General features: G+C 58.9%; 17 protein-coding genes, 2 tRNA genes and 1 pseudogene. 14 read left to right on the top strand and 6 right to left on the bottom strand.

The features are described from left to right. Positions 1 to 110 precede the first annotated feature (110 nt). On the top strand, positions 111 to 965 hold the full coding sequence (locus EC915_RS21555; protein WP_372237940.1) for a DMT family transporter: 855 nt from the start codon (positions 111 to 113) through the stop codon (positions 963 to 965). 81 nt (positions 966 to 1,046) lie between these two features. Here the strand turns inward: EC915_RS21555 and EC915_RS25730 are convergent, their stop codons facing one another. The 3 genes from EC915_RS25730 to EC915_RS21545 all read right to left on the bottom strand — a co-directional run bounded on the left by EC915_RS25730 (position 1,047) and on the right by EC915_RS21545 (position 6,518). Further along, positions 1,047 to 1,751: a methyl-accepting chemotaxis protein gene (locus tag EC915_RS25730; protein ID WP_372237942.1), complete on the bottom strand. Its 705-nt coding sequence runs from the start codon at positions 1,749 to 1,751 to the stop codon at positions 1,047 to 1,049. Positions 1,752 to 1,924: 173 nt separating this feature from the next. Continuing rightward, positions 1,925 to 2,671, bottom strand: coding sequence for an MCP four helix bundle domain-containing protein (locus EC915_RS25725; RefSeq protein ID WP_372237939.1), 747 nt, complete (start codon positions 2,669 to 2,671; stop codon positions 1,925 to 1,927). A gap of 373 nt (positions 2,672 to 3,044) precedes the next feature. Continuing rightward, positions 3,045 to 6,518 carry a hybrid sensor histidine kinase/response regulator gene (locus tag EC915_RS21545; RefSeq protein WP_133752534.1) on the bottom strand — a complete coding sequence of 1,158 codons (3,474 nt, stop codon included), beginning with the start codon at positions 6,516 to 6,518 and terminating at the stop codon, positions 3,045 to 3,047. Positions 6,519 to 6,922: 404 nt separating this feature from the next. On the opposite strand from EC915_RS21545, the gene EC915_RS21540 reads away from it, so the two are divergent. From EC915_RS21540 to EC915_RS21525, 4 genes are all read left to right on the top strand, one after another. Then, entirely contained in the window at positions 6,923 to 8,062 is a 1,140-nt protein-coding gene (locus tag EC915_RS21540; protein WP_133752533.1) for a TDT family transporter, read from the top strand. Between the two features lie 195 nt (positions 8,063 to 8,257). Further along, positions 8,258 to 10,132: an MFS transporter gene (locus tag EC915_RS21535; protein WP_133752605.1), complete on the top strand. Its 1,875-nt coding sequence runs from the start codon at positions 8,258 to 8,260 to the stop codon at positions 10,130 to 10,132. A 219-nt stretch (positions 10,133 to 10,351) separates the two neighbouring features. Beyond that, positions 10,352 to 10,849, top strand: a complete 498-nt coding sequence (locus EC915_RS21530) for a CesT family type III secretion system chaperone (protein WP_133752532.1) — start codon at positions 10,352 to 10,354, stop codon at positions 10,847 to 10,849. Continuing rightward, positions 10,846 to 12,966, top strand: coding sequence for a hypothetical protein (locus EC915_RS21525; protein WP_133752531.1), 2,121 nt, complete (start codon positions 10,846 to 10,848; stop codon positions 12,964 to 12,966). Before EC915_RS21530 ends, EC915_RS21525 begins: the two co-directional genes overlap by 4 nt. An 86-nt stretch (positions 12,967 to 13,052) precedes the next feature. Here the strand turns inward: EC915_RS21525 and EC915_RS21520 are convergent, their stop codons facing one another. Together EC915_RS21520 and rdgC are read right to left on the bottom strand one after the other, a co-directional pair. Further along, positions 13,053 to 14,024 carry a bile acid:sodium symporter family protein gene (locus tag EC915_RS21520; protein ID WP_133752530.1) on the bottom strand — a complete coding sequence of 324 codons (972 nt, stop codon included), beginning with the start codon at positions 14,022 to 14,024 and terminating at the stop codon, positions 13,053 to 13,055. An 83-nt stretch (positions 14,025 to 14,107) separates the two neighbouring features. Further along, on the bottom strand, positions 14,108 to 15,028 hold the full coding sequence (gene rdgC, locus EC915_RS21515) for a recombination-associated protein RdgC (RefSeq protein ID WP_133752529.1): 921 nt from the start codon (positions 15,026 to 15,028) through the stop codon (positions 14,108 to 14,110). A gap of 158 nt (positions 15,029 to 15,186) precedes the next feature. Here rdgC and EC915_RS21510 point away from each other — a divergent pair. From EC915_RS21510 to EC915_RS21480, 7 genes and pseudogenes are all read left to right on the top strand, one after another. Then, a tRNA-Val gene (locus tag EC915_RS21510) sits at positions 15,187 to 15,262 on the top strand. A gap of 19 nt (positions 15,263 to 15,281) precedes the next feature. After that, positions 15,282 to 15,358 (top strand) — tRNA-Asp (locus tag EC915_RS21505). A gap of 182 nt (positions 15,359 to 15,540) precedes the next feature. After that, positions 15,541 to 15,960: pseudogene (locus EC915_RS21500) on the top strand (alpha/beta hydrolase); the annotation flags it as partial. 234 nt (positions 15,961 to 16,194) lie between these two features. After that, the gene (locus EC915_RS21495) at positions 16,195 to 16,974 is read left to right on the top strand and encodes an FKBP-type peptidyl-prolyl cis-trans isomerase (RefSeq protein ID WP_133752528.1); all 780 of its coding nucleotides are present in this window, start codon (positions 16,195 to 16,197) and stop codon (positions 16,972 to 16,974) included. Between the two features lie 411 nt (positions 16,975 to 17,385). After that, entirely contained in the window at positions 17,386 to 17,835 is a 450-nt protein-coding gene (locus EC915_RS21490) for a YkvA family protein (protein WP_133752527.1), read from the top strand. Positions 17,836 to 17,996: 161 nt separating this feature from the next. Then, positions 17,997 to 18,347: a helix-turn-helix domain-containing protein gene (locus EC915_RS21485; RefSeq protein ID WP_133752526.1), complete on the top strand. Its 351-nt coding sequence runs from the start codon at positions 17,997 to 17,999 to the stop codon at positions 18,345 to 18,347. Further along, complete coding sequence (locus tag EC915_RS21480) at positions 18,344 to 18,718, top strand: hypothetical protein (protein ID WP_133752525.1); 375 nt, start codon at positions 18,344 to 18,346, stop codon at positions 18,716 to 18,718. Before EC915_RS21485 ends, EC915_RS21480 begins: the two co-directional genes overlap by 4 nt. Before the next feature lie 264 nt (positions 18,719 to 18,982). Here the strand turns inward: EC915_RS21480 and EC915_RS21475 are convergent, their stop codons facing one another. Continuing rightward, complete coding sequence (locus EC915_RS21475) at positions 18,983 to 21,064, bottom strand: carboxy terminal-processing peptidase (RefSeq protein WP_177413415.1); 2,082 nt, start codon at positions 21,062 to 21,064, stop codon at positions 18,983 to 18,985. Positions 21,065 to 21,283: 219 nt separating this feature from the next. Between EC915_RS21475 and EC915_RS21470 the strand changes: the two genes are divergently transcribed. Both EC915_RS21470 and EC915_RS21465 read left to right on the top strand, forming a co-directional pair. After that, the gene (locus EC915_RS21470) at positions 21,284 to 22,246 is read left to right on the top strand and encodes an NAD(P)H-quinone oxidoreductase (protein ID WP_133752523.1); all 963 of its coding nucleotides are present in this window, start codon (positions 21,284 to 21,286) and stop codon (positions 22,244 to 22,246) included. A 215-nt stretch (positions 22,247 to 22,461) separates the two neighbouring features. Then, entirely contained in the window at positions 22,462 to 23,730 is a 1,269-nt protein-coding gene (locus EC915_RS21465) for a hypothetical protein (protein WP_133752522.1), read from the top strand. Positions 23,731 to 23,777 lie beyond the last annotated feature (47 nt).

The following is a 23,777-nucleotide window of genomic DNA, read 5'->3' as shown; positions in this document are numbered from 1 at the left end:
GCTGATTGACGGCTCTGATGCTGTCGAATCACGCCTGCAAGCCGCCAACAAAACATCAGTGAATCCGGTTTACGCCGGGTCCGATTTTGTCTGAATCACAGGTGATATCCATGTTTGCTAAGAAAACGCTGGCCTCTATGGCCACGACTACGCTGTTCGTGCTGCTCTGGAGCAGCGGGGCGATTGTCTCCAAGTGGGGCCTGACCCACGCATCGCCTTTCGCATTTCTGTTGTTCCGATTTTTGCTGTCGCTGATGGCGTTGGCGATTCTGATCCCCGCTCTTGGCTACACACTTCCCGTCACGCGCCAATCGATGCGCTACGCCCTGATGACCGGCGCGGTGCTGCTTGGCGCTTACCAGATCTGCTACCTGCTGGCGCTGGACATGAAGGTCGCGCCCGGCGTGATGGCGACCATCATGGGGGTGCAGCCCATCCTCACCGCGGTATTGGTCGAACGCAGCCGCTCGTGGTCACGCACATTTGGCTTGGGCATGGGGCTGGCAGGCTTGGTGCTGGTGGTGTTTCAAGGCATTGGAGACGGCGGCTCGTTGGCCGGAATGCTGTTCGGCGTGCTGGGCATGTTGAGCATGACCGGCGGCTCGATCATGCAGAAACGCATCACCGATAACCCGCTCGGTACACTGCCGGTCCAGTACTTAGCCGGTACGCTTGTCTGCGCGGTGTTTGTGCCTTTCCAGCCGTTTCACTTCGAGCACAGCGTCGGCTTCTATGTGCCGGTCCTGTACATGGCCCTGGTCGTGTCGGTGCTGGCGACCTTCCTGCTGTATCGGCTGATCGCTCAGGGCAATCTGGTCAATGTCACCAGCCTGTTCTATCTGGTGCCAGCGGTGACGGCGATCATGGATTACCTGATCTTCGGCAATCGCCTGGCACTGCTGAGCATGCTGGGCATGGTACTGATTGTGGTGGGACTGGTGTTTGTGTTCAGGAAGGTGAAGTAGGAGGCATCGCCACTTCTAGCGCTGGACGCTAACCGCGCAGGAGCCGACAGCCGGCTCCTGCACGAGGGCGCGTTGCTTGAGCTACAAGACAAACCGCGTCACCAACCCATTCAAATCCACTGCCAGTCGCGACAGCTCCTGGCTGGCGGCGGAGGTTTGCGTGGCGCCCGCCGCAGTCTGGGTCGACAGGTCGCGAATGTTTACCAGGCTGCGATCCACCTCCCGCGCCACCAGCGACTGCTGCTCGGCGGCGCTGGCGATCACCAGGTTGCGCTGGTTGATCTGCGAGATCGCGGCGGTGATCTTTTGCAGTGCCTGGCCTGCGTTGCTCGCCCGTTGCAGCGTCTGTTCGGCCTGACTGGTGCTGTTCTGCATGGCGTCGACCGTATCTTGGGTACCGGTCTGGATGCCGCTGATCATTTCCTCGATTTCCCGGGTTGAATCCTGAGTGCGCTGCGCCAGTGAGCGTACTTCATCAGCGACCACCGCAAACCCGCGGCCTGCCTCACCGGCACGCGCCGCTTCGATGGCCGCGTTGAGCGCCAGCAGGTTGGTCTGCCCGGCGATGCCGCGAATCACTTCCAGCACCTTGCTGATGTCCTGCGACTGACCCGCCAGCCCCTGTGCCTGGGTGGATGCATTCATCACTTCGCCCACCAGCCCCTGGATCGACTCGATGGTTTCGCTCACTTGCCGTTGCCCATGCTGGCTGTCGGCATCGGAAGCTTTTGATGCCTCTGAGGTTGCCACTGCGTTGTTCGCCACTTCGTCCACCGCTGTGCTCATCTGCGTCACGGCGGTTGCGGCCAGCTCGATTTCGTCGTTCTGCGCCTGAAGGCTGCGCGTGCTTTGTTCCATCACCGAGGTCATTTCTTCGGCCGCCGATGCCAGTTGCTGCGATGATTCGCTGATGCCGCGAATGGTCGAGCGCAGGTTTTGTTGCATGGCCGACAAGGCTGTCAGCAGCTGCGCGGGTTCATCGTTGCCCTGATGCTCAAAGGAGGCGGTGAGATTGCCGCCGGCAATGGTTTGCGCCACCTCCAGAGCCTCGCTGATCGGCTGACGATGCTGCGTGTCAGTGCCCAGGCAAGCCATAGGCTCAGGAGCAGGGAGAGAACGATGGCTGAGGCCAGGATGGTTTGCGACCTGTCATACAGGCTGGCGGCGTCTTTGGCGGCGGTGTCGGCGCCTTTCTGATTGAGCTGGATCATGGACTTCAGCGCAGAATCAAGTTTGCCGCCGATGGGGGCCAGTTGCGTATTGAGCAGCGTATTGGCCTGTTCGGTCTGACCGGCGTCGATGTGGGCAGCGACCTGATCGAGTACGCGTTGATACGTGTCAAACACGCCCTGGACATCATTGAGTAGCGCCAGCTCCTGCGCAGAATCGCTGAGCCGTTTGTAGTCGCTGAAATGCCTGCCCCAATTGGCGCGCTCCTCGGCGATCACGGCCTGGCTTTTCCGGTGGCTGGCGGCATCGCTGTTGGCGATCAGGCGCAAGGCCTCGATGCGGATGGTCATGACGTTATCTGCGGCGTCATGTATGGCCTCGATCTTTGGCATCCAGGTTTGTTCGATCACTTCGGCGCTGGTGCGCAATGCGGCCATCTTACCCAGGCTGAATACGCCGAACGACGCCAGCAACACTCCAACCAGCCCGAAACCCAGGCCAGCCCTGATTCCAATACGCATGTTTCTGATGAACATCTACAGCTCCTTCGTTTTTGCATTTCAAGGGTCCTCCAAGCCTTTTCTTGTTTTTAAGGGATGGCTCAGCGCACCTGTATATCAAATGGCCATTGCTTACAGAAGCGCGCGATTTTGATTGCAGAGGGCATTTTTTAGACGTGACGATGCATTGCCGGACTTATAAAGAGGCGCAGCAGGGTGAGGCTGCAAGGAACTCCAGCCAAAACGGCTTAAAGATTCGCAGGCATTTTTTACATCGCTGGCAAGCGCGGGCTCTGTTTTCGAGCTTACGGTCGATCAAAAACATGTATTGCTAAACAATTGCTGGCGTCCGCGTCGAACGGGCGGGTGATTGGGTAGCGCTTGTTGCTGTTCGGGCCAGCCTCAAGGGCTAATTCAAACTCACATGCCGACTCAACAATGCCCGCAGTGCTGCAGGCTTCACCGGTTTGGCCAGGTATTCCAGGCCCGCCGCGTGTACCTGAGCCACCAGTTCGGGTCTGCCGTCGGCGCTGATTAGCACGCCGGGCACCGGCTGGCCCAGCTGTGTACGCAGCCAGGCCATCAGTTCGGTGCCGGTCTCGCCGTGGTCCAGGTGGTAGTCCACCAGGGCCAGGTGGGGACGAATGCCCTGGTCCAGCAGGGCTTGGCATTCCTCCCGGTTGCGCGCTGTCCATACCTGACAACCCCAGCGGCTGAGCAGGCTGTTCATGCCGATCAGGATGCTGTCTTCATTGTCGATGCACAGCACCTGGGTGCCATTGAGCACGGCACGTTGCAGTTCGGCGCTTGCTGATTGCGGCAAGGTCTGGCTTGGCGCCAGCGGCACGGTGACGCTGAACACACTGCCTTTGCCAGACCAGGAGCGCACCTCAAGGGTGTGACCGAGAACCCGACACAAGCCATCGGCAATCGCCAGGCCCAACCCCAGGCCTTTTTCGGCCCGGGTCTGGTGGCTGTCCAGGCGTTTGAATTCCTCGAAAATCACCTGACGCTTGTCCTCCGGGATCCCAGGCCCGCGATCCCAGACTTCCAGGCTAAGGTCGGTGCCCTTGCGCCGCACGCCCAGCAGAATCGGACCCTTCGCATAACGGAAGGCGTTGGTCAGAAAATTCTGCAACACGCGACGCAGCAGCTTCACGTCGCTGGCGATTGGCAGGCGACTGCCTCGAACGCGGAAACTCAAACCCTGCTCCTGAGCCAACGCCTTGAACTCCGCCCCCAAGGTGTCGAACAGCGTGTTAAGCGCAAATGGCGCGAGGGTAGGGGTGAACTTGCCGTTTTCCAGGCGAGAGATATCCAGCAGGTCGCTGATCAAATCCTCGGCCGAGCGCAACGAACTGTCCAGGTGCTGAATCAGCTTTTGTGCTTCGTCGGGAATGTTGTTATCGACGTGCAGTAGCGCAGCGGAGAACAGCCGAGCGGCGTTCATCGGTTGCATCAGGTCATGACTGACCGCCGCCAGAAAACGGGTCTTCGACTGGTTGGCCGCTTCTGCATGGGCCTTGGCATCGGTGAGCGCGACATTCAGTTGTGACAGCTCGCGGGTACGTTCGGCGACGCGCTGTTCCAGGCTTTCGTTAACGCCCTTGAGTGCCTGCTCGGCCTCACGGAAGGCGGTGATGTCGGTAAAACTCATGACAAAACCGCCGCCGGGCATGGGATTGCCGATCAACTCGATCACCCGGCCATTGGGGAACAGCCGCTCGGAGGTGTGCGCACGACCCTGACGCATCCAGTGCAAGCGGCGAGCGACGTGCACTTCGGCCTCGCCCGGCCCGAGCAATCCGCGTTCGGCGTTGTAGCGAATGATATCGGCGATGGGCCGGCCTACGCTGATCAGGCCTTCGGGATAGTTGAACAGCTCCAGATAACGGTCGTTCCAGGCCACCAGTTTGAGCGACTGATCGACCACGCTGATACCTTGGGTGATGTTCTCGATAGCGCCTTGCAACAGCGCGCGGTTGAACTGCAACACCTCGGAGGCTTCGTCGGCGATGCGCACCACATCTTCCAGCTGCATGTCGCGACCTTCGATGGCGGCCTTGACCACGGCGCGGGTCGACGAGGTGCCGAGCACACCGGCCAGCAGGCGCTCGGTGTGGGCGATCCATTCAGCATTGGCATTCTGATTGGGGTTGAAGCCTTTGCCCTGGCGGTAGGCAAAGCGGATGAAACTTTGCTGCGCGCGTTCTTCGCCAACGAAGCGCGCCGAGAGCTTGAGCAGGTCTTCGATCTGCACCGCCAGCAGCGAGCGGTTGTTGTGCCGGGCCTGCAGTTCCTGGCCTATGAAGCGCCCCGCCTGCCAGTGCTCCGAAACCCGGGTGCGCGACAGCAGCGAGACCCAGACGAACAAGATGAAATTGCCCGCCATCGACAGCACCACGCCTTGGGTCAGCGGGGTGATTGGCAGGTTGAGCGGATTGCCATGCAGCCACGCCAGCAGCGGAAAACTGCTCAGTGACCAGCCCATGCTGTGAGCGATCAGCGGCAGCACCAGGGTGTAGAACCAGATGAACACCCCGGCTGCCAGGCCTGCGAACACGCCCCGGCGGTTGGCCGGTTTCCAGTACAGAGCGCCGATCATCGCCGGGGCCAGTTGCGTGATGGCAGCAAAGGCGATCTGGCCGATAGTCGCCAGACTCGCCGTGGAGCCAAGCAACCGGTAGCTGACATAGGCCAGCAACAGGATTGCCACGATGCTGACCCGGCGCACCGAGAGCATCCAGTAGCGGAACACCTCGAACGGACGCTCGGCGGTTTTGCGTCGCAGCAGCCACGGCAGCAGCATGTCGTTGGAGACCATGGTCGACAGGGCGACGCTGGCGACGATCACCATGCCGGTGGCCGCCGATGCGCCACCGATGAACGCCAGCAGCGCCAGCGCCGGGTGAGCATGCGCCAGCGGCACACTGATCACGAAGGAGTCCGGCAGCACCGACCCCGGCAGCAACATTTGCCCGGCCAGCGCGATGGGCACTACGAACAGCCCGGCCAGCAGCAGGTAGATCGGGAAAACCCATTTCGCCAGACGCAGATCCTGTGGCTCGATGTTCTCGACGACGGTCACGTGAAACTGCCGTGGCAGGCAGACGATTGCCATCATTGCCACGCCGGTCTGCACCACCATCGAGGGCCAGTTGATCGTCTCTTTCCAATATTCTTCCAGGCGTGGCGCGAGCATCGCCTGATTGAACAGATCATCGACTCCGTCATACAGGCCGAAGGTCACGAACACGCCCACGGCCATGAACGCGAATAGCTTGACCAGCGCCTCGAACGCAATGGCCAGCACCATGCCGCGGTGGTGTTCGGTGGCGTCCAGATTGCGCGTGCCGAAGACGATGGTGAACAGCGCCAGCACCAGCGACACGATCAGCGCGGTGTCTTGCGCACGGGTGCCGGTAGCGTCCGCACCCGCGCCGATCAGAATGTTCACCCCCAGGACGATGCCTTTGAGTTGCAGTGCGATGTACGGCAGTACACCAATCAGGCAGATCAGCGCGACGACCACGGCCAGTGTCTGGGATTTACCGTAGCGGGCGGCGATGAAGTCGGCGATGGAGGTAATGCTCTCCTGCTTGCTGATCAGCACCATTTTCTGCAGAACCCAGGGTGCCAGCACCATCATCACGATGGGCCCCAGGTAGATCGGCAGGAACGACCATAACTGCTCAGCGGCCTGGCCCACTGCGCCAAAGAAGGTCCAGCTGGTGCAGTACACCGCCAGCGACAAGCTGTACACCCACGCGCGCAGTCGCGGCGGCAAGGCGCCGCTGCGACGGTCGCCATAGAAGGCAATGGCAAACATGATGGCCATATAGGCCAGGGCGACGGCAGCGATCAGCCCGCTGGACAGCGACATGGGGACTCCAGAATCAAGCGATAACGGTTCTGCGATCCGTCGCAGGCCACACAGTCTCGCACGCCGACTGTCGTTCGTCTTTGTCGACCAAGGTCTGAGCGGCGTGGTGTCGCAGGGGCTACCCGGCGGCGGGGCCTTTCGCACATTTTGCAAACGACGATGAGCTGTGGGAGTAAGCTGGCTCACAAAAGCGGTTTTTCATGCGTCATCCAAGCGAAAGTCAATTAGCACTCGAGAGCAAGCCCGCTCACACGGGGGGCTGTCGCTCTGGATAGAGCCGTCAATGCTGCGGGCCGTATTTCCATATCTGCAAAATCTATGACCTATAGTGAAACTACCCGCTTAATAGATAACCGGTCGCGCCGTACCATGGGCACTCCCTCACACGAGGACAGGAGCGCGCCATGAATCCCCGTCAGTTCATCCCGACCAGACCCTTAAACCAACTGACTCATCCTCGGGAAGTCATTCGCCAATTCACTCCCAACTGGTTTGCCGCGACCATGGGCACCGGGATTCTGTCCGCCGTGCTGACCCAGCTTCCGGTGCACATACCTTGTGTGTATCAAGTGGCTGAAGCGCTGTGGGTGCTCAACATCGCTCTGTTCCTGCTTTTCAGTTTTCTGTATGCCGCGCGCTGGGTGCTGTTCTTCGACGAGGCGCGGCGAATCTTCGGGCATTCGACGGTTTCGATGTTCTTCGGCACGATCCCCATGGGCTTGGCGACGATCATCAACGGTCTGCTGACCTTCGGCCTGCCGCGCTGGGGTAGCGGCGTACTCCCCCTGGCCGAGGCACTGTGGTGGCTCGATGTGGCGATGGCCATGGCTTGTGGGGTGGTGATCCCGTTCATGATGTTCACCCGCCAGGAGCATCGCATCGACCAGATGACAGCCGTGTGGCTGCTGCCGGTGGTGGCGGCCGAAGTCGCAGCCGCCAGTGGCGGCTTGCTGGCACCGCATCTGGCTGACAGTCAATTTAGCGTGCTCATCACCTGTTACGTGCTGTGGGGATTGTCGGTGCCCGTGGCGTTCAGCATCCTGACCATCCTGTTGTTGCGCATGGCCCTGCACAAACTGCCTCACGAAAGCATGGCTGCATCGAGTTGGCTGGCGCTGGGCCCGATCAGCACCGGTGCCTTCGGACTGCTGGTGCTCGGCGCCGACGCACCTGCCATCTTCGCGGGTCATGGCATGCGCGGGGCAGGGGAGATCGCCGCAGGACTGGGGTTGATCGCGGGCATTGTTCTCTGGGGCGTTGGCGTGTGGTGGCTGTTGCTGGCCGGGCTGATCACCGCACGCTATCTGCGTAACGGTATCCCGTTCAACCTCGGTTGGTGGGGCTTCACCTTCCCGTTAGGGGTGTTTGCCCTGACCACGCTGAAATTGTATGCCGTGTTGAATCTGGGGTTCTTCGCAGTGCTCGGCAGTTTGTTGGCGGCGGGGTTGGCTGCGCTTTGGCTGATGATCATGAAGCGCACGCTGGTGGGGGCTTATAAAGGAGAGCTATTCGTCTCGCCGTGCATTGCGGGTCTCAAGCCCTGACTGCTTCCTTGTCTTGGCGCGGCACCTGCGAAGAAAGCTTTGGATAGGGGGTTGTGTCTGCCCCTGGTGACTGAATTCGCTGCGACAGAATGTATGCCTATCGACAGGGACGCCGGTTACGTCTTCAATGTGGCTCGGATCGACACCCCGGCGTTCCAATTCCAAAAGCCGATAGCGGCGCCATTAAGGACACGTTTGATGAGTCAGTCGCAATTCAGTCTGTTGGGCAAACGGCGCTTTCTGCCCTTTTTCGTAACCCAGTCCCTTGGGGCGTTCAACGACAACATCTTCAAGCAATCGCTGATCCTCGCCATTCTCTACAAACTGACCATCGACGGCGATCGCTCGATCTACGTCAATCTGTGCGCCATGCTGTTTATCTTGCCGTTCTTCCTGTTCTCGGCGTTGGCCGGGCAGTTTGGCGAAAAGTACCCCAAGGACCGGCTGATCCGCATGATCAAGGTGCTGGAGATCGGCATCATGCTGCTCGGCGCGGTGGGGTTTGTCTTCGGACATCTGTCCTTGATGCTCGCGGCGTTGTTCGCCATGGGCACGCATTCGGCGCTGTTCGGCCCGGTCAAATACTCGATCCTGCCGCAGCACCTGCACGAGAACGAACTGGTGGGCGGCAACGGCCTGGTGGAAATGGGCACCTTCCTGGCGATTCTGGCCGGGACCATAAGCGCCGGCATCATGATGTCCGCCACCCATTACGCGGCCCTTGTCTCGACTGCCATGGTGCTGGTGGCCTGTCTGGGTTACCTCGCCAGCCGCAGCATTCCGCCGGCTGCCGCGGCCAGCCCGGACATGCGCGTGAACTGGAACATCTTCAGCGAATCCTGGGCCACGCTGAAACTGGGCCTGGGTCAGACCCAAGCCGTATCGCGCTCCATCGTTGGCAACTCGTGGTTCTGGTTCGTCGGCGCGATCTACCTGACGCAGATTCCGGCTTATGCCAAGCAATTCCTCTACGGCGATGAAACGGTCGTCACGCTGATTCTTACAGTGTTCTCCATCGGCATCGCGGCAGGCTCGATGCTCTGTGAGCGGCTGTCGGGTCGCAAAGTGGAAATCGGTCTGGTGCCGTTCGGCTCCATGGGGCTGACCGTGTTTGGCCTGCTGCTGTGGTGGCATTCGGGAGAGTTCCCGCAGAACGTCCAGGCCAACGACTGGCTGGCGGTTCTCGGGTACAGGCAAGCCTGGTGGGTGCTGCTGGATATTCTCGGCATCGGTATCTTCGGCGGCTTCTACATCGTGCCGCTGTACGCGCTGATCCAGTCGCGCACGCCGGAGAAAGAGCGCTCGCGGGTGATCGCCTCGAACAACATCCTCAACGCGCTGTTCATGGTGGTGTCGGCGATCGTGTCGATCATTTTTCTGAGCGTGGTGAAGCTGTCGATCCCGCAGCTGTTCCTGGTCATCTCGCTGATGAACATCGCGGTCAACACCTACATCTTCAAGATCGTCCCCGAGTTCACCATGCGCTTCATGATCTGGCTGCTCAGCCACTCCATGTACCGCGTCGAGCACCGCGATCTGGAGCAGATTCCCGATGAAGGCGCAGCTTTATTGGTGTGCAACCACGTGTCGTTCGTTGATGCGTTGCTGATCGCAGGCTCGGTGCGGCGGCCGATCCGTTTTGTCATGTACTACAAGATCTTCAACCTGCCGGTGCTCAACTTCGTCTTCCGCACGGCGGGCGCTATCCCGATTGCCGGTCGCGGCGAAGATGTGCAGATTTACGATCAGGCATTCAAGCGCATCGCCGAGTACCTGAAGGAAGGCGAACTGGTGTGCATTTTTCCGGAAGGCAAGCTGACCATCACCGGCGATATCGACGAGTTCAAGAGCGGCATGACCCGGGTGCTGCAAGAAACCGAGGTGCCGGTGATTCCGATGGCGCTGCAGGGACTATGGGGCAGCTTCTTCAGCCGCGACCCCGATAAGGGCGTGTTTCGCAGGCTGCGGTCGCAGGTGACACTGGTGGCAGGGCCGGCGATCACAGGAGATGAGTCGCGCCCTGCGTTGCTGCGCGAGCGAGTGGCCGAGCTGCGCGGAAACCGTCGGTAGTCGCTTCAGATGAGGGGGCCTCAACGTGCCTGGACTGCCTGACGTATGGGCGGGTGTTTCTGGAACTGTTCCTGGTTTTTGACCACGCATCGATGAGAAGTCTTGTCTTGATGACACGACCTTTAGCTTCAACCCGCCGCCGAGGCCACCACTCCTGCCGTTTCACGTTAAGCGGTGGCCTCGGGTGCCAACTCATCAATAATAAGAGTTCTAATAATTATGGCTTCCGAACACTATCGACAGTTCGTCGATCAAATCTGCCAGCACCTCCTTATCCCCGATGTCGCTGCGCTCTATCACGACACCCACCTGGCGGTGCGCGATGTCAACTTTTCCCTGTATTACCTTGATGACGTCGGGCAGGGGACTGTCTCTGTCCTGTGCGACTTCGGTCCTCTACCGACCCGAAAATCCGAAGAGGTCATGAAGCGTCTGCTGGAAACCAATTTCTATTTGTTCGACAGCCCTGGCGCGCCCGGACTGTCGTTCAATGAGGTGACGCAGCGTGTGGTGCTGGCGTGCCGCGTTCCCCTCAAAGACATCGACGCGCCGACCTTTTCAGGTCTGCTCGGGCAGTTTTCCGATATGGCAAAGGCCTGGCGTTTAAACCATTTTCTGTCTGACTCAGCGAAGGAATCACCCACGCGGGCGTCTGCACCCTTGAGCGCCACACAGCGGGCCCTGCAATCCAGTCCGGCACTGAGGAGCACCTTATGACCATTCCCGGCATGAGCTCGCTTCACCGGACGAGCAGCATCGACAGCATTACCAATGCCAGGGTTGAAGAGGCCAGCACCTCGCGTCAGCCGCCCGCTATCGAAGCGCGTGTTTCCAACCAACCCGTCGCTACCTCTGGCCAGTTGCGTTCAGCTTCATCAGAGCGACGTGACAGTGCCAAGGCTTCTGGCGCGTTGCGTGAGGCGGCCGGCCGATTGGCGGCCAGGTTTCAAAGCGGTGAGCACAGCCTGCAACTGCACATCGAACAGTTCGCATTACAGGGGAAGTTGCTCAAGGCGCTGCCTGACATGCTGTATGAAAATGTCGCGGGCAACCTGCATGAAGACCTGGCGGCCGCGCACGTTCAGGATCATTCGGCATTGGTCGAAAGCGGTCAGCGGGTTAAAGATGCTTTGGAACTCCTGGGCACACAAAAACCCGGATCGGATCTGCAGACACAGGCAGTGGTTCAGGCCTTGGCTGACAGTGATCAGGCCCTGGTCCGCTCGCTGGAAATCAGCCACTCTCGTTATGAGGAAGCGCTCAACTCCGAGGGGCTGAGTCCGGAAGACAAGCGCCATGTCGAGTCCAGCCGGCAGGCCTTCATCGAATATGCGGTTCGTGTCGGGACTAATACCTCGCGCCAGCTCGACGCCTGCATTGGCACCAGTCAGCAACGGTTGACGGATCTGGATGAAGAGCTGAAGAAGGTCAGTAGCGAGCTCAAACAGCAACCTGCACCGGGTGCGCAGTCCAGACAGACTGAACTGCAAGCAGAACGTGGTAACTGGCAGGCCGTGCACGCAACGCTGACTGACATCAAACAAGCCTACAATCCGCCGGAACAGATGAAGGCGGCATTGGGGAATGTGAAGCTGCCGCAGATCCTTGCCAGGTACGAGCAGCAACGCAGTTACGCGAATATTTTGCGCGCCGCTACGCCAGCCGCATTCGCTCAATTGATTGCGTCGGCCCTTCATTTCGGCGCCACTCGCGGCACCATCGAATCGACTCAGGCGGACGAAGGTTTTGCCCGGCGCGTAGGCACGGCGGGACTCGGGCTGGGCGTGGCACACGAGCTGGTCAATAACACCGTTCGTCCTGCCAGTCAGGAAGTGATGGGCGCCATGGGGGGCAAAGGCGTGCGTACGGTTGCCGCCACCGAAGTCATTCCCAATCCTGTGCGCACGTTCACGCGTGACGGTGTGGTCCACACGCGCACCGATGCACAGATGAAGGAGGCGAAGGCCAGCATCGATAAGCTGCGCGCTACTTTTACCCAAGCGCAAAACAACCACAAATTCGGCACCATGAAAGGCGAACTGACAGGCTTTGGCTCATTTGGTGCTGCGCAGCTTGCATTGGAGGCATTGGTCGATGCTGGGGTGCTGCCGAAAAAAAGCATTCCCGCACTGATATTGGCGTCGGCCTCCGGCGGCTTTCTGATGGCTCTGCTGCAAACCTTTAATCAATTGACGACCACGGTGGAAGACGATCAAGGACGCAAACTGCCCACCCATGTACCGAAGGATGTAGACGGTAAGCTGCTGGATCGGCTGGCCAAGGTCGGCAGTGACGGCGTCAAGGCAGTGGACCTGCGCGAAAGGGAAGTGCTGGAAGCCTTCCTGAGCAAGATAGCCGGATCAATCCAGGGTGTAGGCATCTCGACTGCCGTTTCAGACAGCGTGAAGCATCTGGGCCACGATTCTCCGGCGCATATCACCAGCAAGTTGCTGGTGGCCGGCTTTGGCCCATCGCTGACTTTGTCATCGTTTTTTGCGGCCATGCAGACCAAACCGGAGGCTAAAAAGGGCGGAACCGGTCGCATGGGGAACGTGGGCAATAATCTGGTGGCGCCAGGTCGTGACACGTTGCCGCATACCACTGCCGAGGGCACTAAGTCCCGGGCCGTGGAAAATGCCGTTCACCGGGGACGCGGCGTACTGCAGGCACCCTCTCAGGCGGCAGTCGTGGCCACCAGCGCGGGGGTTCGAAAGGTTGGGGAAGGGCTGGCTTATGGAGGAAAGGCGTTAGTCGATTTCATGAAAGGTGAGTCGCAGAGCGGTCAGGAGAGCGATCTGGAGCTGGGCGTCAGGAACCCCCCTCAGGCTTCATAGTCATCCTGGGTAATGGAGCGAGGGCTTTACTCGCTCACTTGCCTACCCAGATCGACTTGCCGCGCGGGCGGCAAGTCGATCACGCTTCACGGACGCTCATTCACCACCGGCTCATCCTGCGCCACTACCCCGTCCGGGGTCATCTTCCTGAAATACGTCGAAAGCAGCGCACCCGAGATGTTATGCCACACGCTGAACAGTGCGCTTGGCACTGCCGCCAACGGTGAGAAATGCGCGGCGGCGAGGGCGGCACCCAGGCCTGAGTTCTGCATGCCGACTTCCAGCGACAGCGACTTGCGCTGGGCCAGCGGCAGCTTGAACAGCTTGCCGGTGAAGTAGCCCAACAGGAAACCGAAGCTGTTGTGCAGGATTACTACGGCCATGATCAGCAGGCCGGATTCGGCGATCCTGCCCTGGCTGGCTGAGACCACTGCGCACACGATCATCACGATGCTCACCACCGAGATCAGCGGCAGCACGTCCACCGCGTATCGCACCTTGTCGCCAAGCAGACGCTGCGCGATGACGCCGAGCACGATGGGTAGCATCACCAATTGCAGAATCGACCAGAACATCTCCATGAAGGACACCGGCAGCCACGCCGAAGCCAGCAACCAGATCAGCGCCGGGGTCAGCAGCGGAGCGAGCAGGGTGGTGACAGCTGCGATGGCCACCGACAGCGCAAGATCCCCTTTGGCCAGCCAGGTCATCACGTTGGACGACGTACCGCTGGGGCAGCAACCTACCAAAATCACACCCACGGCGATTTCGGCTGGCAGATGGAAAGCCTGACACAGCAACCAGGCAACGCCCGGCATGATCATGAAGTGTGCGATCACGCCAAGTGCCACTCGCCACGGATGTCGCACGACTTCGGAGAAGTCGTCCAGTTTCAGGGTCAGCCCCATGCCAAACATGACCAGCCCCAGCAGCGGCACGATCAGAACCTTGAGGCTGATGAACCAGCTCGGGAACAGGAATGCCAGCACAGCGAACAGCAGCACCCAGTACGCAAAGGTGTTACCGACAAAACGACTCAATGCAGCCAGGGCACGCATGGCTTGCTCCTTTTATTGTGGGCTCAGCAACGCCAACTGCGGGAGCCGGCCTGCAATGGGTCCGCTCCTGCAGGGCAGTCCGATCAGATACCTTGCGGAATCTCTTCGCCGCCCAATGCTTCGAACAGTTCCGGCAGGAACTCGCCGAAGGTCAGCATCATCAGGGTGAAGCTGGCATCCTGCTGACCCAGTGCATCGTCACCGCCATCCTGTTCGGCCTGATCCTGCAGCAGGTCTTCGAACTTCAGGCGCTTGACGCCCAGCTTGTCGTCCAGCACGAAAGACAGCTTGTCCTGCCAGGCCAGCGACAGCTGCGTCACCACCTTGCCGGTACTCAGGTGCAGCTGGATTTCATCGCTGGTCAGGTCCTGGCGTTTGCATTTCACAATGCCGCCGTCTTCATGGGTATCGCGAAGCTCGCATTCATCAAGGACGAAGAAGTTCTCGGCGGTCTGACCGCTCTTGACCCACTCGGTCATGACAGCAGTGGGTGCGGTCTTCACGGTGACCGGACGTACGGGCAAGGAGCCAACCACTTCACGCAGGGTGGAGAGCAGGTCTTCGGCGCGTTTGGGGCTCGAAGCGTTGACCAGGATGACGCCTTGCTTGGGCGCGATGGCAGCAAAGGTCATTGAACGACGGATAAAGGCACGCGGCAGGAAGGCCTGGATGATTTCGTCCTTGAGCTGATCGCGTTCCTTTTTATAGACCTTGCGCATTTGCTCGGTCTCGATCTCTTCGACTTTCTCTTTAAGCGCATCATTGACCACGCTGCCCGGCAGGATGCGTTCTTCCTTGCGCGCCGAGACCAGCATGAAATCACCGCTGACGTGGACCAGCGGGGCGTCTTCGCCCTTGCCGAACGGGGCGACAAAACCGTAAGTGGTCAACTCCTGGCTGGCACACGCGCGTGCGGGCTTGGTCGCCAATGCGGTTTCCAGCGCCTCGGCGTCAAATGGCAGGTCCTGGGTCAGGCGATAGACAAGCAGGTTTTTGAACCACATGGGGTACATCTCTCCTTTATACAAAGGGGGGCATTATTCGCTGCCCTGACCCTGCGGCCAACCCTGATGTAAGCCTTTGGTTGGATTATAAAATTATTTGCAAAAGTGCTTGCCAGAGTTTTGAGCGCTCCGTAGAATGCGCGCCACACCGAAGCGAAGGGTGATTAGCTCAGCTGGGAGAGCGTCTGCCTTACAAGCAGAATGTCGGCGGTTCGATCCCGTCATCACCCACCATTCGTTTCATGTGTTACGCGCAGCGGTAGTTCAGTCGGTTAGAATACCGGCCTGTCACGCCGGGGGTCGCGGGTTCGAGTCCCGTCCGCTGCGCCATATTAAGTTGCGAGGCCCTTGAACTCCTCGTAACGACAAAGAAAGCGACCTTAGGGTCGCTTTTTTTGTTTCTGGACCCGTAGCAGCGTGCTGCCCCAAACGGGCTTCAAACCTGGTGGGCTACGCCGCCGGCCCGGTTTCACGATTTCCCGCGCATCGTTTTTTGTTCATCACCATCAGCAAGGAGGCTGCATGCCGGGCAGGGTCACTCCAAAGACGCACTCACCGAAGCTCACGTGTTTGTTGTGCAGGGCAATCTGTGTATCGGTACGGCACTTGCTAGCAGCGGTAGTGATTTGCTTGGGCGTCCGCCAACGGCTTATGAAGACCTCGATGATTGTCCTCATCGTCTCCCTTGGGAAACCGATCCCGCCACTGCTCGACCTGCGCTGAGGGACCTGCCATTACAGTCGTTTCCAACCTGGCCCAAAACCATTGTGCTGGCTCATCGTGCAGGCCTTCCGGGTCTGCGCGGCTACTACCTGCAGGTACGTGAGTGGTACCGCGACAACCTGATGCGGATATTCTTCCGCCTGCACCATGCCATGCCGATCGAAGATCGAGCCCATTGGTTCGCACCCCGGTTACCCGTGAGTACACGATGGTCGATCAGCATTGGACAGAGCAACGATGGATAACGTCGGGTTGCGGTGGACGCCATCGGCTCCTGGGCTGAACCGCAACTGAACAGTTTTCTCGATCAAACCAGAAATCCTTTGGCTACCTGAACTTATCTGACTTTTCCCCCTCTCATGCCGGTAGCCATTGATCGCGGCAGCCTGATAAGCTCGCGGCTTTACTCGTTTGCCCTATTGGCGCATGAACAAGGAAACAGGATGAAACAGCATCGGTTGGCAGCGGCGATTGCCCTGGTTGGTCTGGTACTCGCGGGCTGCGACAAGCAAGCCAGCACCGTTGAGCTGAAAACCCCGGCACAAAAAGCCTCTTATGGCATCGGTCTGAACATGGGCAAAAGCCTGGCTCAGGAAGGTATGGACGATCTGGATTCCAAAGCCGTAGCGCTGGGTATCGAAGATGCGGTCGGCAAGAAAGATCAGAAACTCAAAGATGAAGAGCTGGTAGCAGCTTTCGGCGAGCTGCAAAAGCGTGCTGAAGAGCGCATGACCAAGATGAGCGAAGAGTCGGCGACGGCTGGCAAGAAATTCCTCGAAGAAAACGGCAAGCGCAAGGAAGTGACTACCACCGCTTCCGGTCTGCAGTACGAAGTCATCAAGAAAGCTGACGGCCCGGTGCCCAAGCCTACTGATGTCGTGACCGTTCACTACGAAGGCAAGCTGACTAACGGCAAGGTGTTCGACAGCTCCGTAGAACGCGGCAGCCCGATCGATCTGCCTGTCAGCGGTGTGATCCCTGGCTGGGTTGAAGGTCTGCAACTGATGCATGTCGGCGAGAAAGTCAAACTCTACATTCCCAGCGATCTGGCGTACGGCGCGCAAAGCCCAAGCCCGATGATCCCGGCCAACTCGGTTCTGGTCTTCGACCTTGAACTGTTAGGCATCAAGGATCCGGCAGCAGCAGGTAAGGCTGCAGCTGGCGCGGACGAGGAAGAAGCTGCTCCGGCCGCAGAGCCTGCCAAGCCGGCAGCCAAGAAGTAATCGATTCATAGATTACCGCTTGTATGAAATGCCCCGTCTCGACGGGGCATTTTCATTTCGCCAGAAAAATCGAACCGGCCAGCTCACGTACAGTCCCATTACTGATGACGTAATACGCGAATGCCGGGATATGTCGATCCTTGCTCAGAGCATCGCAGCGGGGTGGTTAGCGCCTGTCAGGTGTTCAAGTCAACGATTTTTTGTGTTTTTTCATGTGAGTAAAAAACGCGCGTTTTGAGCCAAGCCCTGATAATACGGGCGTTTCAGGGCCACATTGCGGCTATGTTCACAAGGTTATCCACAATTTGTGTGGATAACCCTGGCGCGCTATCAGTTGCGCTAACGGGACAGGTTTTTCTACCAGAAGCGATTGACCATTGGTCGATTTTTATCGATATCGCTGGAGCGGATATGAAAGCACCGTGGAATTTCATTCGTTATCTCCCCATGGCCAAGCGCTTGATGGCAGCGGGGCGGTTGCCTGCCTTGCTGTTTGCTGTTGCAGGTAAGGCCGCCAGCGAAGGTAATCGACTGGGCAAGCTCAAGGATGACCTGAAGCTGCTGCAGGCGCTTTGTCTGGCTTATTGGCGCGGCGAATACCGCGCTATCAGTGGCAAAGCAATGCTGTCAGTCGTTGCCGGATTGATGTACTTCCTCAGCCCGCTTGATGCCATCCCCGACTGGATTCCGGGGCTGGGTATGCTTGATGACATCGCCGTGCTGGCGTGGGTGATGAAAAATCTTGACGCAGAGCTCAGCGCCTTTCGCGTCTGGCGTGAGCGGCAGAATCCAGAGAAGTTGGCAGTGGTCGAGCGTCTGCCCGATACGCCCAAATTGCTGGAGCTGGAGAAGAAAGACTAGACTGCGCTGCAAGCCTTTCATTCTCATGAAGGCTTGAACACGCTGATTATTGCGAGAACTCAATGGATTGAGCGCATCCTTTCATCCCTCATCCGCTGTTAAGATGCCGCCCATATCAGCAAACATGACAAGAAACGGATTTTGTCCTACAGGGGGGTGGTATGGATCTTCAGGTTATTCTTCGCAATGGAGAGCCAGAGTACGCGGTGCTGCCGTGGGCGCAATATCAGGCTTTGCTGCAGGAGGCCGGCGTCTGCGGCACCCCTCAGCCAACGCCCGCTGTGCAATGTGACGACAGGGACACTGCTGTTTCCACTGATCTCCCTTCGTTCGACCAACTGGCCTCCCTGCGACAGGCCAAGGGGCTTGATGTGGTGCAATTGGCGCGCGCGGTCGGCATCAGTCGTTCTTATCTGGAGTTGATCGAAACCGGCGCCCGCCAGCCTGATGCAGCCATCCGACGAAGCCTGGCCTGGGAGTTGGGAGTGCCCGGCTGGCGGGGTGAGGCATGAGCGTGCGTATCAGCCGTGTGCATTGGGACGCGTTGCTCAATGAGCTGGAGCTGGTGCGTCAGCAGCGCCATCTGGTCACCTATCGCGCGCTGCTGGAACGCTTGCAGTTGCCCACCCCTGCAATGCAAACCCTGACCGCCGCCCTCGAACACCTTGCCGCTCTCGATGCCCGCGCCGAACAGCCCTTGCGCAGCTCACTGGTTATCAGCCAGGGCGCCAGCCGGCTTCCACGCACGGGTTTTTTCGAATGCGCCGAACGACTGAACCGCTTCTGCGGCCCTTCCGACGGCATCGCCGCCGCTTCATGGCATGCCGCTGAAGTGGTTCGGGTGTTTGAGTTCCAATACCCGCAACCGGCCAAGCCAAAGTAAATGGCGCGTGGATGACAGACTGTGCCGCTTGAAATCCTGCTGCGCTTGGAACGGCAGTGATACGTGCGAAGGTTGCTTTTGAGTACGCCTCCCAGCGTATCTCGGGACAAGAAAAAAGGGGTTCGACGCTTAGCGTCGAACCCCTTTTCTTTCACGACGGGTTCATGACTTTGCAGGGATTATTTGCCGTCCCCGCTGCATCCTGCAAACCGTCGCAATTTCCGGGCCCGGGACGCCGTTAAGCGTGCCCAGGACCCTTTTACCTCACTTCTTCGTCACAGACCCGCTCAGACCCAGATAGTCGATCAGAATCCGCCCTGTTTCGGCCAGGTAAGCGTCGTCTTCCGGTTTGGTCTTGTCGTCGTCCGCTGGCAGCGCGTCTTCGTCTTCCTTCTTCAGCTCCTTGAGCGGTTCTTCGCCCTTGGCCTTGCGACGCACGTTCTCCATTACCAGCTGTTTGCTGTCGATGTCGGCATGCTCGCGGCGACGCTCTGCTTCGTTGAGACTGACGGTTTTTTCGCTCATCAGCTTCTTGGCCAGTGCCAGCTTCTGTTCGACGAACACGAATTCGGCGTCTTTGGCAGAGCGGATGTCGTGACCCGATTGCAACTGGGCCAGGAACGGTTTGAACGGGTCCACCGCTGGTTTGATCGCAGGCTTGATGGTGTCGTAGGCCATCGCTTCCGGAAGTGCGCTTTCGCCGATTTCCTTGGTGTCAATGATCGACGGATAAGCAATGTCCGGCAGTACGCCCTGATGCTGGGTGCTCTGACCGGAAACCCTATAGAACTTCGCCAGTGTCAGTTTCAGCTCACCGTGATTGAGCGGCTGAATGGTTTGTACAGTGCCTTTACCGAAGGTCTGGCCGCCGATGATTAGCGCGCGGTGATAGTCCTGCATGGCACCGGCGAAAATCTCTGAAGCCGAGGCCGAGAGGCGGTTGACCAGCAATGCCATTGGCCCCTTGTAGAACGCGCCGCTGTTTTCATCTTCAAGCACGTCGACCTTACCGTCGGCATTACGCACCAGTACGGTCGGGCCCTTGTCGATAAACAGGCTGGTCAGCTCGGTGGCTTCCTGCAGCGAACCGCCGCCGTTGTTGCGCAGGTCGATGACTACGCCGTCGACTTTGTCGGACTGCAGTTCGGTCAGCAGTTTTTTCACGTCGCGCGTGGTGCTCTTGTATTCGGGATCGCCGGCACGGTACGCCTTGAAGTCCAGATAGAAGGCGGGCACCTCGATTACGCCCAGCTTGTAATCCTTGCCGTCCTGATTGAGGTGCAGGATTGACTTCTTGGCTGCCTGCTCTTCGAGCTTCACCGCTTCGCGGGTGATCGACACGATCTTGGTGGTCTGATCGCTCGGCGCGTTGCTGGCCGGCACGATTTCAAGACGTACGACCGAGCCTTTCGGACCGCGGATCAGTTTGACCACTTCGTCCAGGCGCCAGCCGATCACGTCGACCATCTCTTTATCGCCCTGGGCAACGCCGATGATCTTGTCTGCGGTGGCGACTTGCTTGGTCTTGGCGGCAGGACCGGCCGGCACCAGGCGCACGATCTTGACGTTGTCGTTATCGCTTTGCAGGACGGCGCCGATGCCTTCCAGCGACAGACTCATATTGATATCGAAGTTTTCCGCGCTGTCAGGCGACAGGTAGTTGGTGTGCGGATCGTAGGACATCGCGAAGGTGTTCAGGTATGCCTGAAAGATGTCTTCGCTGCGGGTCTGACCCAGGCGCGCCAGCTGGTTCTTGTAGCGCTTGGTCAGGGTTTCCTGAATCTTCGCCGGGTCTTTGCCCGCGATCTTCAGGCGCAGTACCTCGTCCTTGACGCGCTTGCGCCACAGGTCATCGAGTTCGGCTTCGTTCTTGGGCCAAGGCGCGTCCTTGCGATCGACCAGCAAGGTTTCGTTGGTGGTCAGGTCGATTTTGTCGACGCCTTTATCCAATTGGGCCAGGGCGAAATCCAGACGCGATTTGATGCGGTCCAGATAGCGCTTGTAGATAGTGAATCCCGGGTTCAGATCGCCGCCCTTGAGGAAGTCGTCGAACTGAAAGCGCCACTTGTCGAACTCGACGATGTCGCTGGCCAGAAAGTAACTGCGCGCAGGGTCGAGGAGCTTGAGGTAGCTCTGATAGATAATCTCCGAGCGTTTGTCATCCAGCGGCGGCTTGCTGTAGTGGTGGCGCTTGAGCAGTTCCACGACATTCAGGCTGGCGGTGACTTCATCGCGATCCGGTTGAAGATTGTCCCAGCTATTGGCTGCGAACGTGCTGGCTGACATTGGCAGGGCAGTCAGGCCAATGACTAATGCAAGGGTGCTGCCGGGTAAGAAATGCTTCATGCTGATTCGACGCGGGGACAATTGATAACGCATATTAGGCCGTCTTTGAGGTCGCCGGTTCCTTTCAGGCTCCGTGAAAACGACTGCGCTTGGCTACCTGTGTTGCCGTCGCTCGTGACGTATTTCACACAACCTGGGGCGAAACCCGGTCGCATAATGCAAAAAGCCCGTGTGCCATGAAGCACAACGGGCTCAGTCGAGACTCACTATGGAGGCACCGTGAAAGCATTGCAAGGCGTTGAAGGTCACGTGGTATGGGCTGAACAGCCATCGCCGGCACTGGATGTAGGGCAAGTTCGCATCAAGGTCGCTGCGGCAGGACTCAATCGAGCCGATTTGTTGCAGCGGGCGGGCCTGTATCCGCCACCGCCTGGCGTCACGGAAATCCTGGGTATGGAGTGTTCCGGGGTGATCGCCGAAGTGGGGTCCGGAACCGCGTGGGAAGTCGGAGACCGCGTGTGTGCGCTGGTTGCCGGTGGCGCGATGGCCGAAGAGGTCGTGGTCGACGCGCGGCACGTTTTGCCCGTTCCGCAGGGGATGTCGCTGCACGAGGCTGCCGGCATCCCGGAGGTTTATGCGACGGCCTGGCTCAACCTGTTTCAGTTGGCGGCCTTGAAGCCAGGTGAAAAAGTGTTGTTGCATGCCGGAGCAAGTGGTGTTGGTTCAGCCGCCATTCAGCTGTGCAAGGCATTTGGCAGTCCGTGCTGGGTCAGCGTCGGCTCGGCCGAGCGCCTGGCGTACTGCGAGGAACTGGGGGCGCAGGGCGGAGTGATTCGCAGCGAGAGCCTCGATGCTCTCAGTGATTTCGGACCTTTCAACGTGGTTCTCGATCCGGTGGGCGCCAACTATGCTGCGCTGAACCTTAAGGTGATGGCAAACGACGGGCGTGTGGTGCTGATCGGTCTGATGGGCGGACGCAAGGCCGAAGTGGATTTCGCTCAGGTGCTGAGCAAGCGTATTCACATTCTGGGTTCAACCCTGCGCAGCCGCGATGATCAATTCAAGGCCGACCTGCTCAGCGATCTGGGGCAGCATGTCTGGCCGTTATTCACCGAAGGCCGGTTGAAGCCGCAGCTGGCGCGCAGTTTTCCGATCAGTGCAGCCGAAGAGGCTTACGCGCAACTGGCGACCAATCAGGTGTCGGGCAAGGTGGTGTTGGTGATCGATCCTACGCTGGACTGAGTTCATCGTCAGGTCCGCCGGGTCGACGGTGACCTGGCGCTGCATGGCACGGTGCCAGGTATCGCTTACCACCGCCAGGCACCCATGTCTACTGTCAAGGTTGACAGTAGACATGGATTTTGCAGGCGCATCTAATGAATCCAGTTCTTCTGTCGGCGGCATCTCCATCGTAATACCCGGCAGACAATCCCTTCCATGGACTGGAGTGGCATGTAATGGTCAATGACGACGCTTCAACTGTCAGCGGGTTGGGTCTCTACCTCGAAGTTGACGCCGATTTCTATCTCGATTTCAACTTTGAACCCGTCCCGATGAACCTTGGAGAAGTGGAAGTGGTCGGGGTAATCGATGCGAATGACCCTGAGGGGTTAATGCCTGCCGGCAGTCATCTCAAGGACCTGGAAGTCAAAGTGCCGCTCTGGCCAGTGCCTGCCCCGCCAGGATTTAACGATCAGTTGGTGCTGTATTTCAAAACCGGGCCAGGTGACTATGAAGTCCGGAGCATGTCGTTTCCGGGACCGCTCAATCCCGGAGACTTTCCGTACCCCCTGTTCATCGAAAAATCCGCTTTGCCGACTGACGGACGATGCGAAGTCCGTTACGTGGTCAAAAGTTTCAACGGCTATTTCAGCGGATCGAATATCCGCAACGTTACATTTGACAGCCTGCCGCCGAGTTTCGACAAGCAGCTCCAGCCGCTGCTGCTGCCGGACGATCTGGCGGACGGCAGGGTTACCGAAGAATACCTGGCCGATCATGGCGACCATGTCGAATTGCGCGTCCCCCAGCCGTTGTATCTGGATGCCCGTGAGGGTGACGTCATCAGTCTTTACTGGTCACAGGACAATCCACCGACGTCTGGCCCAATCGATACGAAAACCGTGACGGCGCCGGAGATCGTGTCCGGGGAAATTCGATTGACGCTGTCAGGGGATGCTATTCGATCTTCCGGCAAAGACGGCACGTTTTACCTGACGTATAAAGTCCGTGATCGGGCAGGCAACGAAACCCCCTTTTCGTTGCAAACCGCCGTCGATGTGCAATTGGTACCCATTCCAGAGTTACCCGACTTGCCAGAACCGGAATTTCCGGATGCCACTATTTATGGATACATCAATTGCGCAAATGAACCCTGGAACGGTATCAGGGTTCGGCTGCCTTTCCCGCCAGGGGAAGTCGCTGTGGGCGATGAAATCCTCCTGTCTTGGCAGGGGTATGAAACCCTCAACGGTATAACACCCATCGAGGGCACCGAGGGTGAGTTTCCGGGCACCGTGAGCGCGGCCGACCTGTCGGCAGGTTCCAAGGACATGATGATTGAACCCTATGTGCCCCACATCGAACCTATCCTGGAAGGTTCTGCGATCGCTCGTTATCAATTGAAAAAAAGTAACGGGCAATCGGCTCTTTCTTATGAAGGACTGGTGAAAATCACCCGTAAGTTAGCTGCCGGTGGAACATGCGAGCCCCCCAGGGCTATTTGAATTCCGTGGGTGATGGAGCGCTATTTGGAACCCGTCCGCCGCTTGTC

Source organism: Pseudomonas sp. LP_7_YM, from assembly GCF_004364435.1.
Lineage (GTDB): Bacteria > Pseudomonadota > Gammaproteobacteria > Pseudomonadales > Pseudomonadaceae > Aquipseudomonas.
Note: the sequence above shows the minus strand (reverse complement) of the source record. Positions and strands in the feature narration are given on the sequence as shown.

What these genes read in the sequence shown, in the direction of transcription:
- EC915_RS21555 (WP_372237940.1), top strand. Translation starts at nt 111, where the DNA reads ATGTTTGCTAAGAAAACGCTGGCCTCTATGGCCACGACTACGCTGTTC.
- EC915_RS21540 (WP_133752533.1), top strand. Translation starts at nt 6,923, where the DNA reads ATGAATCCCCGTCAGTTCATCCCGACCAGACCCTTAAACCAACTGACT.
- EC915_RS21485 (WP_133752526.1), top strand. Translation starts at nt 17,997, where the DNA reads ATGGATCTTCAGGTTATTCTTCGCAATGGAGAGCCAGAGTACGCGGTG.
- EC915_RS21490 (WP_133752527.1), top strand. Translation starts at nt 17,386, where the DNA reads ATGAAAGCACCGTGGAATTTCATTCGTTATCTCCCCATGGCCAAGCGC.
- EC915_RS21530 (WP_133752532.1), top strand. Translation starts at nt 10,352, where the DNA reads ATGGCTTCCGAACACTATCGACAGTTCGTCGATCAAATCTGCCAGCAC.
- EC915_RS21475 (WP_177413415.1), bottom strand. Translation starts at nt 21,064, where the DNA reads ATGAAGCATTTCTTACCCGGCAGCACCCTTGCATTAGTCATTGGCCTG.
- EC915_RS21545 (WP_133752534.1), bottom strand. Translation starts at nt 6,518, where the DNA reads ATGTCGCTGTCCAGCGGGCTGATCGCTGCCGTCGCCCTGGCCTATATG.
- EC915_RS21465 (WP_133752522.1), top strand. Translation starts at nt 22,462, where the DNA reads ATGGTCAATGACGACGCTTCAACTGTCAGCGGGTTGGGTCTCTACCTC.
- rdgC (WP_133752529.1), bottom strand. Translation starts at nt 15,028, where the DNA reads ATGTGGTTCAAAAACCTGCTTGTCTATCGCCTGACCCAGGACCTGCCA.
- EC915_RS21525 (WP_133752531.1), top strand. Translation starts at nt 10,846, where the DNA reads ATGACCATTCCCGGCATGAGCTCGCTTCACCGGACGAGCAGCATCGAC.
- EC915_RS25730 (WP_372237942.1), bottom strand. Translation starts at nt 1,751, where the DNA reads ATGAGCACAGCGGTGGACGAAGTGGCGAACAACGCAGTGGCAACCTCA.
- EC915_RS25725 (WP_372237939.1), bottom strand. Translation starts at nt 2,671, where the DNA reads ATGTTCATCAGAAACATGCGTATTGGAATCAGGGCTGGCCTGGGTTTC.
- EC915_RS21480 (WP_133752525.1), top strand. Translation starts at nt 18,344, where the DNA reads ATGAGCGTGCGTATCAGCCGTGTGCATTGGGACGCGTTGCTCAATGAG.
- EC915_RS21495 (WP_133752528.1), top strand. Translation starts at nt 16,195, where the DNA reads ATGAAACAGCATCGGTTGGCAGCGGCGATTGCCCTGGTTGGTCTGGTA.
- EC915_RS21520 (WP_133752530.1), bottom strand. Translation starts at nt 14,024, where the DNA reads ATGCGTGCCCTGGCTGCATTGAGTCGTTTTGTCGGTAACACCTTTGCG.